The organism is Peristeroidobacter soli (assembly GCF_004138485.1).
Lineage (GTDB): Bacteria > Pseudomonadota > Gammaproteobacteria > Steroidobacterales > Steroidobacteraceae > Steroidobacter > Steroidobacter soli.
The window spans coordinates 794,238-810,368 of sequence record NZ_RYEV01000003.1; the positions used below are offsets into that span (position 1 = coordinate 794,238).

Here is a 16,131-nt window from a genome sequence, read left to right on the forward strand (position 1 = left end):
ATGTTGTCGCACACGCCGGTGCTTCTGCAGGAAGTGCTGGCCGCGCTCGATATTCGCGAGGGCGGCCGCTATCTCGACGCAACGTTCGGTCGCGGCGGTCACAGCGCCGCGATTCTGGAGCGGGTCGGGCCGCACGGAGCGGTGATCGCATTCGATCGGGACCCGGCGGCGATCGCGGCCGGGCGCGAGCGCTTCGCCAACGATGGGCGGATGACTTTGGTGAGCAGTGCGTTTTCGCGGTTGGGCTCGGTGGTGACGCAGATGGGGCTGGCAGGCGCCATCGATGGCGTGCTGCTCGATCTCGGCGTGTCGTCGCCGCAGCTGGATGACGCCGCGCGAGGGTTCAGCTTCACGCAGGACGGGCCGCTCGACATGCGCATGGATGTTTCATCCGGCACGACCGCGGCGGAGTTCATCGCGAAGACGCCCGAGCACGAGCTTGCTCGCGTGATTCGCGATTTCGGTGAGGAGAAGTTTGCGAAGCGCATCGCGCGCGCCATCGTGAGTGCGCGTCGCGAGGCGCCGATTGTCAGCACGTTGCGACTCGCGGCAATCGTTTCGCAGGCGAATCCCAAGTGGGAGCCGGGCAAACACCCGGCGACGCGTACGTTTCAGGCCATTCGTATTCAGGTGAATCAGGAGTTCGAGGAAATCCGGGCCGCGTTGGCCGGCAGCCTCATTGCATTGGCGCCGCACGGGCGGTTGTGCGCCATCAGTTTTCATTCGCTCGAAGACAGCATCGTCAAACGATTCATGCAGGAGCAGTCGCAGGAAGATCCCGTGTACGCCGGCTTGCCCGACGTGCCTGCGCACGCCCGTCCGAAACTGCGCCGCATCGGTAAAGCCATTCATCCGAGCGAAGCGGAAGTCGCTGTGAATCCTCGTGCGCGCAGCTCTGTGCTGCGAGTCGCCGAAAGGGTGGCGGCATGAGCAACCGGCTCGGCATGGCCGTGTTGTGGATGGCGCTGCTTGCGGCTGCCATTGCTGTCGTGTGGAGCAAGCACGAGGCGCGCAGTTTGTTCATCGAGCTGCAGCGTCTGAATGCGGAGCGCGACCGGCTCGATATCGAATGGGGCCAGTTGAAGCTGGAGCAGAGCGCTTTTTCGATGCACGGGCGAGTCGAGCAGGCAGCGCGCGTGAATCTGCAGATGGTCGTGCCGCGGCCTGACGAAGTCCGGATCGTGAAGCCATGATCCGTCGCGACGAAGGCAAACATTTCTCTCCGGAGCAGTATCGCGGGCGACTGCGATTCGTGCTCGGCACGCTGGTGCTGATTGCCACCGGCCTGGTCGCGCGCGCGGTGGATTTGCAGGTGCTCGACGAAGGGTTTCTGGAAGGCCAGGGCGACGCTCGCTACACGCGTATCGCCAAGCTGACCGCGAATCGCGGCGGCATCTACGACCGCAACGGCGAACCGTTGGCGGCGAGCACGCCGGTCGACACCGTGTGGGCCTGCCCGCCGGAAGTCATGAAGGCCGCGGATCAGATTCCGCGTCTGGCCGAAGCTTTGAATCGCGACAAGCGCTGGGTGACGCAGCTCATCACCAGCAACCTGGATCGCGAGTTCGTCTATCTGGTGCGCCACATGCGCCCGAGCGACGCCGCGCAGGTCAAGGAATTGAAGATTCCCGGCGTGTACCTGCAGCGTGAGTACCAGCGCTTCTATCCGGCCGGCGAAGTCACGGGCCATCTGCTCGGCTTCACCAAGAAGTACGACGACATCGGTCAGGAAGGACTGGAGCTGGCGTACGACCGTTGGCTCGGCGCCGAAGCGGGCGCGAAGCGCGTCATTCAGGATCGGCTCGGCCGCACGGTGGAAGACGTCGAAAGCATCCGCGCGCCGCATCCGGGTGGCGATCTGATCACCAGTATCGATCTGCGCATCCAGTACCTGGCCTATCGCGAACTGAAGGCAGCGGTTCAGGAGCACGGCGCCAAGGCCGGCACTGTGATCGTGCTCGACATCGAAACCGGCGAAGTGCTGGCCATGGTCAATCAGCCGGCTTACAACCCGAACGATCGCGATCAAGTCGCGGCCGCGCGCTATCGCAACCGTGCCGCCACCGACATCTTCGAGCCGGGCTCGAGCATCAAGCCGTTCGTCGCCGCCGCCGGTGTCGCGTCCGGGCGCTATCACGGCAACACCATCATCGATACCTCGCCGGGTTTCGTGCAGGTGGGCATCAAGCGAATTCCGGACAAGCACAACCTCGGCCCGATCACGCTGACCACGGTGCTGGCGAAGTCGAGCAACGTCGGCATGACCAAGATGGCCATGAACCTGTCGCCCAAATCCATGTACGACATGCTGCATGCGTTCGGCTTCGGTCAGGTGACGGGCAGCGGGTTCCCCGGCGAATCGGCGGGCTTGCTCAATGAATCCTCGCACTGGCGCAAGATCGGCCAGGCGACCATCTCTTATGGATATGGATTGTCGGTGACGCCGCTGCAGTTGGTGCGCGCTTACGCGACGCTCGGTGCGTACGGCGTGAAGCGGCCTGTGACATTGCGCAAGGTCGAAGAGCCGGTGCCGGGCGAGCAGGTCATCGATCCGCGTGTTGCCAAAGAACTGCTCGAAATGATGGAGAGCGTCGTGTCGGCTGAAGGCAGCGGCAATCGTGCCGCGCTGGTCGGTTACCGCGTGGCCGGCAAGACCGGAACGGCGTGGACCGCCGACGGCGGCGCCTATTCGCAGGACCGTTACAAAGCTTCGTTCGGTGGCGTCGTGCCGGCCAGCCATCCGCGGCTGGCGGCGCTGGTCGTGATCGACGAGCCGAGCGGCAAGAAATTCTACGGCGGCGACGTGGCCGCTCCCGTGTTCGCCAATGTCATGGCGGGCGCGTTGCGTTTGATGGGCGTGCCTCCCGATGGGCTCGATCGAGTGCCTGCCACGACGCTGGTTCAGGCCAATCCATGAGGAATGCCGCCGCAAAGATCACCATGAACAGCCGGGTTGACAACGTCCGCACCAAGAATCTGCGAGAGCTGCTCGCGGACAGCGGCGTGTCGTCCGTCGATTTCGTGCCGCCCGATCTGGAGATCACCGATCTCACACTCGACAGTCGCGCGGTGACGCCGGGTGCTGCGTTCGTCGCGCTGCCGGGCACGCGGACTCATGGCATCGGCTTCGCAGCCCAAGCGGTGAGTGCTGGCGCTGCCGCCATTCTTTGGGAGCCGGTGGATGGAGTGATTCCGCCGCGCTTGCCCGAGGATGTGTCGCTGATCGGCATTCCCCGTCTGACGGCCTGGCTGGGGGCCATCGCGGATTGGTTCTTCGAAGCGCCGTCGGCGCGCGTGCGTGTCATCGGTGTCACCGGCACCAATGGCAAAACCACTACGGCGCATGTCATTGCCGCCGCCTTGCAACAGCTGAATGTGACTTCCGGTTACGCCGGCACGCTCGGTTACGGCCGGGTCGGCGCGCTGCATTCGGGTTCGCTGACGACGCCGGATGTCATCACGGTGCATCGGCAGATCGCCGAACTCCGCGATGAGGGTGTGCGTTGCCTCGGCATGGAAGTGTCCTCGCATGCGCTCCATCAGCATCGCGTCAACGCTGTGCGGTTCGACACTGCGGTCTTCACCAACCTCACTCGCGATCATCTCGACTATCACGGCACGCTCGAAGCGTACGGCGAAGCCAAGGCACATCTGTTTCGCTGGCCGTCGCTGCGCTATTCCATCGTGAATGTGGACGATCCGTTCGGCCGCGAGATCGCGACCCGGGTTGCCCACACCTGTCTGGTGGTGCTCAGCCGGGCGGGTGACATTCAGCTCGATCCGCGTTGGCGCAGCGACAAGGGCGAAGTGAAGCGCTTGTTCGCGCGCCGCGTGACCGCCGCGCCGAATGGCCTGGACATCGAGTTCGATGGCAGCTGGGGGGCGGCGACGCTGCGTTCGCAGTTCGTCGGCGACTTCAACGTCGAGAACTTGCTGGCGGTGCTGGCGACGTTGCTGACCAGTGGCGCGTCGCTGCAAGACGCGATCGCTGCGCTCGAAAAGTGCGGTCCGCCGCCGGGTCGCATGGAGACGATCACGGCGCCGAACCGGCCGCTCGCCATCGTCGACTACGCGCACACGCCGGACGCATTGGAAAAGGCATTGCAGGCCGTGCGCAAGCATCGCACTGGCAAATTGGTTTGTGTGTTCGGTTGCGGCGGTGACCGTGACGCGGGCAAGCGTCCCTTGATGGGCGCGATCGCCGAGCGTCTCGCCGATCGAATCGTCATCACCGACGACAACCCGCGCACCGAGAACGGTGACACGATCGTCGCCGACATCCTCAAAGGTCTAACTCGTCCCGACGCCGCGATCGTCGAGCGCGATCGCGCCGCTGCGATCCATCGCGCGATTGCCGAAAGCGCGGCTACCGACGTTGTGCTGATCGCCGGCAAAGGGCACGAGGACTATCAGATCGTGGGCGCCGAACGTCGTTCGTTCAGCGATCGCGAACAGGCGCTGCAAGCGCTTGGGAGGCAGTCATGATTGCCTGGAAGCCGAGTGAGATCGCGCGCTACTCGCAAGGTCGAGTGGTCGGCACCGATCGAGAGTTCACCAGCGTCTCCACCGACACGCGAACGATCAAGCCGGGCGCGCTGTTCGTCGCGCTCACCGGTCCGTCGTTCGACGGTCACGATTTCGTCGCGACCGCGGCTCAGAACGGCGCGGCTGCCGCGCTGGTATCGAAGGAGCTGCCGGTCGACGTGCCGCAGATCGTCGTCGCCGATCCGCTGGCGGCGTTGTCCGCTTTCGCGCGCGAGTGGCGTCGCCAGTTTCATATTCCTGTGGTCGGCGTGACCGGCAGCAACGGCAAGACCACGACCAAGGAATTGATCGGCTCGATCCTGTCGCAGCTCGGTCCGACGCTCGTGACCCGGGGCAATTTGAACAATCACATCGGCGTGCCGCTGACGCTGCTCGAGCTGACCGAGGAACATAAGTACGCGGTCATCGAGATGGGCGCGAATCACATCGGTGAAATTGCCCACCTCGCCTCGCTGGCGGAGCCGACGGTCGGCATCGTGACCAATGCAGGCGCCGCGCACCTGGAAGGGTTCGGCAGCTTGCAGGGCGTCGCGAACGGCAAGGGCGAAATGTTTCAGGCGCTGCCGTTCGAAGGCGTCGCCGTCATCAATGCCGACGACAAGTATGCGAGCCAGTGGCGGGACATGAGCGTCGCCGATCGCATCCTGACATTTGGCTTCGAACAGCCGGCGGATTTCATGGCCCACAAGGTTCGCGAGGTCAACGCGCCTGCGGGGTTCCGCATCGACTTCGATCTGGTGACGCCCGATGGAACGGTTGCGGCGACAGTGCCGCTCGCCGGTCTTCACAACCTGCGCAATGCGTTGGGCGCGGCCGCTGCTGCCTGCGCGGCTGGCACGCCGATCGAACAGATCGTCAAAGGTCTCGCGGCGATGAAGACCGTGGCGGGCCGGCTCGAGTTGAAGCCCGCCATCAACGGCGCATTCATCATCGACGACTCCTATAACGCCAACCCGAGCTCGCTCAAGGCGGGGCTCGATGCGATGAAAAGCTTCGCCGGCTCGCGCTGGCTGGTGTTGGGCGAAATGAAAGAACTGGGCGATGCGAGCAACGAGCTGCATGCCGAAGTCGGTCGCTATGCGCGGCAGGCCGGCATCGAGCGGCTGCTCGCCATCGGCGAAGGCTCGCGCTTCTCGGTGGAAGCGTTCGGTCGCGGCGGCCAATGGTTCGCCGATATCGACGCGTTGATTCGCGACGCCAAGGCGTCGCTGACCCCGGGCGTCGCAGTACTTATTAAAGGGTCGCGTGCGAATCGGTTGGAGCGCGTGTCGGCGGCGTTGTCCGCGACGCCGCCCGCGCCTGGCAGCACCGACGGTCATCATTAAGAGAACAACTACTTAAATGCTGCTGTACTTCACCAAACAGCTCGCCCTACTGGAAGGCGCATTCCGCGTCTTCCAGTACCTGACGCTGCGCGCGATTCTCGCGGCGCTCACGGCGCTGTTGATCTCTTTCATCATCGGCCCGTGGATGATCAACAAGCTGCAGCTGAACCAGATCGGTCAGCGCGTGCGCGACGACGGTCCGAAGACCCATTTGCCGAAGGCGGGCACGCCGACCATGGGTGGCTTGCTGATCCTGGTCGCGATGACGTTCAGCACCCTGCTGTGGGCGGACTTGAGCAACCGCTTCGTGTGGGTCGCGCTGCTGGTGACGCTGGCGTTCGGCCTGATCGGTTTCTGGGACGATTATCTGAAGCTGGTGGTCGGCAACAGTCGCGGCCTGATCGCGCGCTACAAATATTTCTGGCAGTCGGTGGCGGGCCTGGGGTGCGCGATCGCCTTGTACATGACCGCGAAGACACCGGCCGAAACCTCGTTGTATGTGCCGCTGTTCAAGCAAGTGATCATTCCGTTGGGCATCTGGTACATCGCGCTCACGTATTTCGTCGTGGTCGGCACCAGCAACGCGGTGAATCTCACCGACGGTCTGGATGGCCTGGCCATCATGCCGGCGGTTCTGGTGGGTGGGGCCTTGGGGGTGTTCGCCTATGCGACAGGCAATGCAGTGTTCTCGAACTATCTCGGCATTCCTTTCATCGAGGGCACCGGTGAAATACTGGTGTTCTGCGCGACGCTGGTCGGCGCGGGTCTCGGCTTTCTCTGGTTCAACACCTATCCCGCGCAAGTGTTCATGGGCGACATTGGTGCCCTCGCGCTCGGTGCGGCACTAGGCGTCGTCGCCGTCATCGTCAAACAGGAGATCGTCCTGTTCATCATGGGCGGCGTGTTCGTGATGGAGACCGTGTCGGTGATGTTGCAGGTGGCGTCGTTCAAGCTCACCGGCAAGCGCATCTTCCGCATGGCGCCCATCCATCATCATTTCGAGCTCAAAGGCTGGGCCGAGCCCAAGGTCATCGTGCGCTTCTGGATCATCAGCGTGATCCTGGTGCTGATCGGGCTGGCGACGTTGAAGGTGCGCTAAGGCCATGATGCAGCAACAGCGTGGACGTTCCATCGTCGTCGGCCTCGGCCGAACGGGGATGTCGTGCGCGCGTTATTTGCAATCGCGCGGCTTGAGTTTCGCTGTGACCGACAGCCGGGCCGCGCCGCCGGAAGCTGCGGCGCTCAAAAAGCTCGCGCCGGCGGCGGAAGTGCGCTTCGGCGGTTTCGATGAAGCGTTGCTGGACGGCGCGTCGCAGATCGTGGCGTCGCCGGGCGTGTCGTTGAAAGAGCCCTTCCTGATGAGTGCCGCCGTGCGGGGCATTCCGATCATCGGCGACATCGAGCTGTTCGTGCGCGAGGCCAAGGCGCCGATCGCGGCGATCACGGGGACGAACGGCAAGAGCACGGTCACGACACTCGTTGGCCTCATGGCGAACGCCGCGGGTCGGCGGGCCATCGCAGGCGGCAATCTGGGGCGGCCGGCGCTCGACTTGCTCGATGATCCCGTGCCCGAGTTGTACGTCCTGGAGCTGTCGAGCTTCCAGCTCGAGACCACGTTGTCGCTTCGGGCCGCGGCTGCGACCGTATTAAATGTGACGCCGGATCACATGGATCGTTACGCGACGATCGAAGAGTACGCCGCCGCCAAGGAACGCATCTTCCAGCGCTGCGAAGCCGCCATCGTGAACATGGACGACGTCGCGGTTCGCACCATGCATTACCAGTCGTCGCGCGTGCTTGGATTCAGCCTGCAGGCGGATCCGGCGGCCGATTACTACGTTCAGCATCAAGGCGATGACGTGATCCTGATGCACGCTCGCGAGCGGATGATCGCGATGTCGGAGTTGAAGATCCGTGGTCTGCATAACGCGGCGAACGCGCTGGCATCGCTGGCGATGTGTGATGCGCTGGGCCTCTCACGCGCGCCGTGTCTGCAGGCACTGCGTGATTTCCCTGGACTGCCGCATCGTTCGCAGTGGGTTGCGGATGTGAAGGGTGTGCGCTTCGTCGAGGACTCGAAGGGCACGAATGTCGGCGCGACGCTGGCCGCTGTCGCCGGCATGCCGGGTTCGCTGGTGTTGATCGCCGGCGGCCAGGGCAAGGGTCAGGACTTCGCGCCGCTCGCCCAGGCGTTCCGAGGCAAAGTGCGGCACGTCGTGCTGCTCGGTCAGGATGCGCAGGCGCTGGATGAGACCTTACGGGGCGTCGCGACGACTGAGTTCGCCAAAGATATGAATGAGGCCGTGCGGCTCGCTGCGAACGCGGCGCGTCCGGGCGAGACGGTGTTGCTGTCGCCTGCGTGCGCGAGCCTCGACATGTTCCGGGATTACGGACACCGGGGCGACGTGTTCGCCGCGGCGGTGAGAGGGCTGCAAGCATGAACGCAGCCACATGCATGCCAATCCGATGTTTGGTGCAGGCCGGCGGCGCGTGGGGGTTGCTGTCATGAGTGCAGCAAGCCTGACTTTCGCGCGCTCGAACGGCCGGCCGCGACGCTTCGCGTTCGACCCGATATTGCTGATGGCGGTCAGCGGCATCCTGTTGCTCGGGCTGGTGATGATGACGTCCGCGTCCATCAGCATCGCCGACAAGCAACAGCAGGATCCGTTGTTCTTCCTGGTCCGTCAGCTGTATGGCGTGGGCTTCGGTGTGCTCGGCGCCCTGATCATGATGAGCATTCCCAGCGTCGTCTGGGAAAAGCTGGCCATGCCGCTGCTGCTGGTCGCGTTCATTTTCCTGGTGCTGGTGTTGATCCCAGGCATCGGTCATGAAGTGAACGGCAGCCGCCGCTGGTTGCGCGCGGGCATCATGAACTTCCAGGCGTCGGAGCTGACGCGCGTGCTGCTACTCATATATCTGTGCAGCTACGTGGTCCGGAAGCAAGGCGAGTTGAAGGAAGAACTGAAAGGCTTCCTTAAGCCGCTGGGCGTGCTGATGGGCGCCGCTGCTCTGCTGCTCATGGAGCCCGATTTCGGCGCGGCGACGGTGCTGGTGGCCACGGGCCTCGGCGTGTTGTTCCTCGCCGGTGTGAAGCTGCGTCACTTCTTCGCGCTGGTCGCGATTGCGGCAGCCGGCATGGCGGTGATCGCCGTGACGTCGGCGTATCGATTGAAGCGTCTGACCGCGTTCATGGACCCGTGGGCCGATCCGTTCAATTCCGGCTTCCAGCTGACGCAGTCGCTGATCGCCATCGGTCGCGGTGAGCTGTTCGGCGTCGGCCTCGGCTCCAGCGTGCAGAAACTTTTCTATCTGCCCGAAGCGCACACCGATTTCGTGTTCGCCGTGCTCGCCGAGGAGTTGGGCCTCGTGGGCGTCATCGTCACATTGGGGCTGTTCATTCTGCTCGTGTGGCGCAGCTTTTATATCTCGCGCCTCGCCTCCGAAGCTGGCCTCGCGTTTCAGGCGTACTGCGCGGCGGCGTTCGGCATCTGGCTGGCGTTTCAGACTTTCATCAACGTCGGCGTGAACATGGGCATCCTGCCGACCAAGGGTCTGACCTTGCCGCTCATGTCTTACGGCGGCTCGAGCATCATGGTCACGCTCGGCTGGTTGGGTTTCATCATGCGCATTCATCACGAGGCACAGACATCGGGTCGGCTCGCGGTGTCGCGTCCTGCTCGCCGCGAGCGAGCGGAGAGTGACGAATGAAGCGCACGGTGCTGATCATGGCTGGCGGAACGGGTGGGCACGTGTTTCCGGCGCTCGCGGCTGCTCGCGTGTTGCGCGAACGCGGCTTCGAACCCGTGTGGCTCGGCACGCGGAAGGGCTTGGAGGCCAAGCTGGTGCCGCCGGCGCAGATCGAAATCGAGTGGATCTCGATGAGCGGTCTGCGTGGCAAAGGCGCGGCGACGTTGTTACTTGCGCCGTTCAAGGTCGTGCAGTCGATCTGGCAGAGCCTGCAGGTCATCCGCAAGCGCAACCCGGTGGTGGTGCTCGGCTGCGGTGGCTTTGTCGCGGGTCCCGGTGGTGTCGCCGCGTGGCTGACGCGTCGGCCGCTGGTCATTCACGAACAGAACGCGGTCGCGGGCATGACCAATCGGATGCTGGCCAAGCTGGCGCGTCGGGTGCTCGAAGCGTTTCCAAAGAGTTTCCCGTCGGGCACGCAAGCCGAGCAGGTGGGCAATCCGGTGCGACGTGAGATCGCGGCGATTGCGCCTCCCGCGCAGCGTTACGCCGACCGTACAGGGCCGATCCGTCTGCTCGTCATCGGTGGCAGCCAGGGCGCGATGAAGCTCAATGCGACGGTGCCGGCGGCGCTCGCGACCATCGATGCGGCTGCTCGCCCTGTTGTGATTCATCAGGCCGGCGAGCGTCATCTGCCGGTCGTGCGCGAAACATATGAGAAGCACGGCGTGCAGGCCGACGTTCGCGCCTTCATTACTGATATGGCGGAAGCGTATAGCTGGGCCGATGTGGTCGTGTGCCGTTCCGGCGCCATGACCGTGTCGGAGCTCGCGGCCGCCGGTTTGCCGGCGATCTTCGTGCCGTTCGCCGCGGCAGTCGACGATCATCAAACGCTCAATGCGCAGTTCCTGGTCGAGGCTTCGGCGGGCATCTCGATCGCCGAGCGCGATCTCACTCCGGAACGGCTGGCGCAGGAGCTGAACAAATTGCTGAGCGGTGGACGTGAGCAGCTGAAAGCGATGGCCGTGCGGGCCCGCTCGGTTGCGATCACGGATGCTGACGTGCGTCTCGCGGACGCATGCGTGGCCGCCGCGGGAGGTGTCGCATGATGAAAGACCGCATGCGTCGCATTCATCGCATTCATTTCGTGGGCATCGGCGGCAGCGGCATGGGCGGCATCGCCGAAGTGCTGTTGAACCTGGGCTATCACGTTCAAGGCAGCGACCTGAAACCGAACGGGGTCACGCAACGGCTGGCGAAGCTGGGCGCGCAGATCAAGATCGGTCATGCGGCGGAGAACGTCGGCAAGGCGGACGTGCTGGTCGTTTCGACGGCCGTGCAGCCGGACAACCCCGAGGTCGTCGAAGCGAAATCGCGGCGTCTGCCCATCGTGCAGCGTGCGGTGATGTTGGGCGAGCTGATGCGCTTCCGCTATTCCGTGGCGGTCGCCGGCACGCACGGCAAGACCACGACGACCAGCATGGTCGCCTCGATTCTCGCCGAAGGCGGTCTCGATCCGACGTTCGTGATCGGCGGGCGCTTGAAGAGCGCCGACAGCAACGCGCGCCTGGGTGCCGGCAAGTATCTGGTCGCCGAAGCGGACGAGAGCGACGCGTCGTTCATGCATCTGCAGCCGATGATCTCGATCGTCACCAACGTGGACAACGATCACCTCGGCACGCACGACGGCGACTTCGAACGGTTGAAGCAGAGCTTCATCGACTTCCTGCACAACCTGCCGTTCTACGGCCTGGCGGTCGTGTGCGCGGACGATCCGATCGCGAAGAGCCTGTTGCCGCGAATCAATCGTCCGTTCGTGACTTACGGTATCGACAGTCCGGAAGCTGACCTGCGCGCTGTGAATATCCAGCGTGAAGGCGTGCAGACGCGTTTCGATGTGGAGCGCACCGGGTCTTCACACAAGCTGACGGTGAAGTTGAACCTGCCGGGACGGCACAACGTGCTCAATTCGCTGGCGGCGATTGCCGTGGCCAAGGAATTGGAAGTGAGCGACAACGCGATTCAACACGCGCTCGCATCGTTCCACGGTGTCGATCGTCGCCTGCAGCAGTACGGCGACGTGCAGACGTCGGCGGGCAAGGTCACGATCATCGACGACTACGGTCATCACCCGACCGAGCTCGCGGCGACGCTCGAAGCGGTCCGACAGGGCTGGCCGAACCGTCGCGTCTTGTTGGCCTTCCAGCCGCATCGTTACAGCCGTACGCGCGATCTGCTCGACGACTTTGCTCGTGTGCTCGCCGCGAATGCCGACGCGCTGATCGTTACTGAAGTTTATGCAGCCGGTGAAACGCCGATCGCAGGCGCCGACGGCAAGGCGATCTGTCGCGCGGTGCGTTCGCATGGCCGCGTCGAGCCGGTGTACGTCGAGAAGATCGATGAATTGCCGCGTGCGCTGATTCAGATCGCTCGCGATGGCGATGTGATCGTGACGATGGGCGCCGGCAGCATCGGCAGCCTGGCGCCGGAATTGCCGGCGGCGTTGACGACTCTGTCGGCCGAGCGGAGGCAACCGTGAACGCGTTGTCGCTGCCGCCCGATTTCGAAGCGCGAGTGAAGCGCGGCGAGCCGATGTCGAAGCACACGTCGTGGCACGTGGGCGGGCCGGCGGATTTGTTCTTTTCGCCGCTCGACGTGACCGATGTGTCCGGCTTCCTGCAAGGGCTGGAGCCCGGCACGCCGGTGATGTGGATCGGCCTGGGCAGCAACTTGCTGGTTCGCGACGGCGGCATTCGCGGCGCGGTGATCGAGACGCACGGCATCTTCGATGAGCTGGAGCGTCGCAACGACAACGAGGTGTGGTGTGGCAGTGGCGTCGCGTGCGCGAAGCTCGCCAAGCAATGCATCAAGTGGGGTCTGGGACCGGCGGAATTTTTCGCGGGCATTCCCGGCACGCTGGGCGGCGCGCTGGCGATGAACGCGGGCGCGTTCGGTGGCGAGACGTGGCAGCACGTCGTTGCCGTCGCGACCATCGATCGCCACGGCGTGCGTCATGAGCGTCCGGCTTCCGAGTACAACATTGGTTACCGCCACGTTGCAGGTCCGAAGGACGAATGGTTTCTCGGCGCGTTGCTGAGATTCGAACAGCGTCCGGGCGTCAGCGACGACGACATCAGGCAACTGATGGCCAGGCGCAAGGCGACGCAGCCGATTCAAGAGTGGTCGTGCGGTTCGGTGTTCACGAATCCGCCGGGCAATCACGCCGCGCGCCTGATCGAAGGCTGCGGGCTGAAAGGGTTTCGCATCGGCGGCGCGCGAGTGTCGGAGATGCACGCGAACTTCATCGTCAACGACGGCACGGCGACGGCGACCGATATCGAACAATTGATCCGTCACGTGCAACAGACGGTGGAACAAAAGCAGGGGGTGCGACTCAACACTGAGGTGCGCATCGTCGGCGAGGTGAGTCATGGCTGAAGCAAACAAGCCAAAATCCAATAGTCTTGCACCGAAGCGCGTCAGTAATGCGCGTGATTTCGGTCGCGTCGCCGTGCTGATGGGCGGCACGTCGAGCGAGCGTGAAGTGTCGCTGGATAGCGGCAGCAACTGTCTGGATGCGCTGAAGCGTCAGGGCGTCGATGCCTACAAAGTCGATGGCATCGCTGCGCTCGTCGATGAGTTGGTGAACAAACGCTGCCAGCGCGTATTCAACATCCTGCACGGTCATGCCGGCGGCGGTGAGGACGGCATCCTGCAAGGGTTGCTGGACGCGTTCGGCGTGCCGTACACCGGCTCCGATGTGTTGGGCTCGGCGCTGTCGATGGACAAGATCCGCACCAAACAGGTGTGGCTGTCGCTCGGCTTGCCGACGCCGAAATATGCGCGTCTCGCCAGGAACAGCGACGTAGCGACGGCGGCCAACCACCTTGGTCTCCCGGTGATCGTGAAGCCTGCGTGCGAAGGTTCGAGCGTCGGCGTGAGTCGCGTGTTCAAAGAACAGGATCTGCAGCAGGCGGTGGATCTGGCCGCCCGCTATCAAGGCGAGATGCTGATGGAACAGTTGATCGTCGGCGATGAGCTGACGGTTGCCGTTCTTGGCGACACGGCGCTGCCGAGCATTCGTATCGTGCCGGCCGGCGAGTACTACGACTATCACGCGAAGTACAAAGCCGAGGACACGCAGTACATCTGCCCGGGTTTACAAGGTGCTGCTGAAGACGAGATTCGTGCGCTCGCGCTGGAAGCGTTCCGCACCGCCGGTTGCTCCGGCTGGGGGCGGGTCGATGTGATGCGCGATCGCGCCAGCGGCAAATTTTATTTGTTGGAAGTGAACACCGCGCCGGGCATGACCAGTCATTCGCTGGTGCCGAAGTCGGCCAAGACGTTCGGTATCGAGTTCGATGAGCTGGTGTGGCGCGTGTTGGAGACGAGTCTGCCGAGATGATGGGCTCACGCAAGCGCAATCGACGCAAGGCTGAAGGCGATCAGTTCGATCTGTTCGCCCGGCTCAAGCCCATGGTCACGTCGTTGACCGAGGGTGGCTTGCGTCCTGTGCTCGGCGTGTCGGGGTTGATCGTGGGGCTCGCGGTGATGGCCTGGGGCCTCGCGGTGTCGTTCGATCGACCGATTGGCAAGGTGGAAGTGGGCGGGCAATTTCAGCGCGTCACCCCGTTGCAGGTCGAAGAAGTCGTGGCGCGGTTTCGTGGTGCGGGCTTTCTGTCGGTCAACCTGGATGCGCTACGCAAACAGTTGGAAACCGTTCCGTGGGTGGATCGCGCTCGCGTCGAACGAAAGTGGCCGAATGGTGTGCGCGTGTTCATCACTGAGCATGTCGCGGCGGCTCGCTGGGGCGAGTCGGGCTTGATGAATACGCGAGGCGAATTGTTTTTGAAGGATGCGCGACACATTCCGCAGGAGCTGCCGCAGCTGGTGGGGCCGGTGGGCACGGAAGGTCAGGTCGCGAAGCTTTATTTGGAGTCGTATCCGCGCCTGTTGGGCGTAGGCATGCGCTTGAGCAAGGTCGAGCTGGACGCGCGCGGCGCGTGGCAGTTGACGCTCGGCAATGGCGTGATCGTGCGTCTTGGTCGCCAGGACGTGCCGGCTCGCATGGAAAGATTCATCGCTGTGGCGAGCCCGGTGGTGGCGGCTCGGGCGGCGGAAGTCAGTTATGTAGATCTGCGTTATAGCAACGGCTTTTCTGTCGGCTGGATCGCTCCAGCCCGAGTCGCGCGCGGCGCCGAGGATGCACGTCCTGATGGCTAGGAAGAATGACCGGAATTTGATCGTGGGCCTCGACATCGGCACCTCCAAGGTGGTCGCGATCGTCGGCGAGGTCAATCACGAGGGTCGCATCGAAGTGGTGGGCTTGGGCTCGCATCCTTCGCGCGGACTGAAACGGGGCGTCGTCGTTAACATCGAATCGACGGTGCAGTCCATTCAGCGCGCGGTGGAAGAGGCCGAGCTGATGGCTGGCTGCGAGATTCATTCGGTGTACGCCGGTATCGCCGGCAGCCATGTGCGCAGCCTGAACTCGCACGGCATCGTCGCCATTCGGAATAAAGAAGTGACTTCCGAGGATGTGGATCGCGTGATCGACGCGGCGCGCGCGGTCGCAATTCCGGCCGATCAGAAGATCCTGCACATCCTGCCGCAGGAGTTCTTGATCGACAGCCAGGAAGGCATCCGCGAGCCGATCGGCATGTCGGGCGTGCGCTTGGAAGCGAAGGTCCACATCGTCACGGGTGCCGACAGCGCGGCTCAGAACATCGTGAAGTGCGTGCAGCGTTGCGGCTTGCAGGTCGAGGACGTGGTGCTCGAGCAGTTGGCGTCGAGCTACTCGGTGCTCGCCGACGATGAGAAGGAACTGGGCGTGTGCCTGGTGGACATCGGCGGCGGCACGACCGATCTCGCGGTGTTCTCGGGCGGCGCGATTCGTCACACCGCCGTGATTCCGATCGCGGGCGATCAAGTGACCAACGACATCGCCGTGAGCTTGCGCACGCCGACGCATCACGCCGAAGAGATCAAGATGAAGTTCGCCTGCGCGTTGTCGCAGCTCGCGAACTCGGACGAGACCATCGAAGTGCCGAGCGTGGGCGATCGTCCGCCGCGAAGGCTGGCGAGACAGACGCTCGCCGAAGTGGTCGAGCCTCGTTACGAGGAGTTGTTTGCTCTGGTGCGCGAAGAGCTGCGCCGTTCCGGCTTCGAGGAAGTGATCGCCGCGGGCGTCGTGCTCACCGGCGGCAGCGCGAAGATGGAAGGCGCGGTCGAGCTCGCCGAAGAAGTGTTTCACATGCCGGTACGCCTCGGCGTGCCACAGCACATCACCGGACTGGTGGATGTGGTGAGCAATCCGATTCATTCGACCGGCGTCGGCCTGTTGCTGTACGGCCGGGAGAATTATCTGCGCGGGCGTCGCGAGTTGCCGCTGGGTGGCAACGTGCGCGGCACGCTCGATCGCATGAAAGCCTGGTTTCAAGGAAATTTCTGATGAACCTGACGCGACGCCATGGACAGGGCCAAAAGAAGGGGATGAGTGGGGAAGATGGAGCGTGCGGCGGGCCTCTGAACCGGCCGTACGTTGAGTTGCAATTTGCTTTGTCTCGCTGACATTGAG

The 16,131-nt window shown here is 63.7% G+C and carries 14 protein-coding genes; all 14 read left to right on the forward strand.

Going from position 1 to position 16,131, the window contains the following annotated elements:
* The 14 genes from rsmH to ftsA all read left to right on the forward strand — a co-directional run bounded on the left by rsmH (nt 1) and on the right by ftsA (nt 16,005).
* Nucleotides 1–930 (forward strand): 16S rRNA (cytosine(1402)-N(4))-methyltransferase RsmH, encoded by a 930-nt coding sequence (rsmH, locus tag EKO19_RS12300; protein WP_129776702.1) that lies wholly within the window; start codon nt 1–3, stop codon nt 928–930.
* Nucleotides 927–1,193, forward strand: a complete 267-nt coding sequence (ftsL, locus tag EKO19_RS12305) for a cell division protein FtsL (protein ID WP_129776703.1) — start codon at nt 927–929, stop codon at nt 1,191–1,193. The genes rsmH and ftsL overlap by 4 nt, the downstream gene beginning before the upstream one ends.
* Nucleotides 1,190–2,917, forward strand: a complete 1,728-nt coding sequence (locus EKO19_RS12310; RefSeq protein ID WP_129776704.1) for a peptidoglycan D,D-transpeptidase FtsI family protein — start codon at nt 1,190–1,192, stop codon at nt 2,915–2,917. Before ftsL ends, EKO19_RS12310 begins: the two co-directional genes overlap by 4 nt.
* A gap of 23 nt (nt 2,918–2,940) precedes the next feature.
* Entirely contained in the window at nt 2,941–4,485 is a 1,545-nt protein-coding gene (locus tag EKO19_RS12315) for a UDP-N-acetylmuramoyl-L-alanyl-D-glutamate--2,6-diaminopimelate ligase (protein ID WP_129776705.1), read from the forward strand.
* Nucleotides 4,482–5,870, forward strand: coding sequence for a UDP-N-acetylmuramoyl-tripeptide--D-alanyl-D-alanine ligase (locus EKO19_RS12320; RefSeq protein WP_129776706.1), 1,389 nt, complete (start codon nt 4,482–4,484; stop codon nt 5,868–5,870). Before EKO19_RS12315 ends, EKO19_RS12320 begins: the two co-directional genes overlap by 4 nt.
* A 16-nt stretch (nt 5,871–5,886) precedes the next feature.
* The gene (mraY, locus tag EKO19_RS12325; RefSeq protein WP_129776707.1) at nt 5,887–6,969 is read left to right on the forward strand and encodes a phospho-N-acetylmuramoyl-pentapeptide-transferase; all 1,083 of its coding nucleotides are present in this window, start codon (nt 5,887–5,889) and stop codon (nt 6,967–6,969) included.
* Between the two features lie 4 nt (nt 6,970–6,973).
* Entirely contained in the window at nt 6,974–8,311 is a 1,338-nt protein-coding gene (murD, locus tag EKO19_RS12330) for a UDP-N-acetylmuramoyl-L-alanine--D-glutamate ligase (RefSeq protein ID WP_129776708.1), read from the forward strand.
* 64 nt (nt 8,312–8,375) lie between these two features.
* Nucleotides 8,376–9,578 (forward strand): putative lipid II flippase FtsW, encoded by a 1,203-nt coding sequence (gene ftsW / locus EKO19_RS12335; RefSeq protein ID WP_217705285.1) that lies wholly within the window; start codon nt 8,376–8,378, stop codon nt 9,576–9,578.
* On the forward strand, nt 9,575–10,663 hold the full coding sequence (gene murG / locus EKO19_RS12340) for an undecaprenyldiphospho-muramoylpentapeptide beta-N-acetylglucosaminyltransferase (protein ID WP_129776709.1): 1,089 nt from the start codon (nt 9,575–9,577) through the stop codon (nt 10,661–10,663). The genes ftsW and murG overlap by 4 nt, the downstream gene beginning before the upstream one ends.
* Nucleotides 10,660–12,093: a UDP-N-acetylmuramate--L-alanine ligase gene (murC, locus tag EKO19_RS12345; RefSeq protein WP_129776710.1), complete on the forward strand. Its 1,434-nt coding sequence runs from the start codon at nt 10,660–10,662 to the stop codon at nt 12,091–12,093. Before murG ends, murC begins: the two co-directional genes overlap by 4 nt.
* The gene (murB, locus tag EKO19_RS12350; protein WP_246038883.1) at nt 12,090–12,992 is read left to right on the forward strand and encodes a UDP-N-acetylmuramate dehydrogenase; all 903 of its coding nucleotides are present in this window, start codon (nt 12,090–12,092) and stop codon (nt 12,990–12,992) included. The genes murC and murB overlap by 4 nt, the downstream gene beginning before the upstream one ends.
* Nucleotides 12,985–13,959 carry a D-alanine--D-alanine ligase gene (locus tag EKO19_RS12355; protein WP_129776711.1) on the forward strand — a complete coding sequence of 325 codons (975 nt, stop codon included), beginning with the start codon at nt 12,985–12,987 and terminating at the stop codon, nt 13,957–13,959. The genes murB and EKO19_RS12355 overlap by 8 nt, the downstream gene beginning before the upstream one ends.
* A complete protein-coding gene (locus EKO19_RS12360; protein ID WP_129776712.1) occupies nt 13,956–14,777 on the forward strand; it encodes a cell division protein FtsQ/DivIB in 822 nt (273 codons plus the stop codon). The genes EKO19_RS12355 and EKO19_RS12360 overlap by 4 nt, the downstream gene beginning before the upstream one ends.
* A complete protein-coding gene (gene ftsA / locus EKO19_RS12365; RefSeq protein WP_129776713.1) occupies nt 14,770–16,005 on the forward strand; it encodes a cell division protein FtsA in 1,236 nt (411 codons plus the stop codon). The genes EKO19_RS12360 and ftsA overlap by 8 nt, the downstream gene beginning before the upstream one ends.
* The last annotated feature ends 126 nt before the right edge of the window (nt 16,006–16,131 follow it).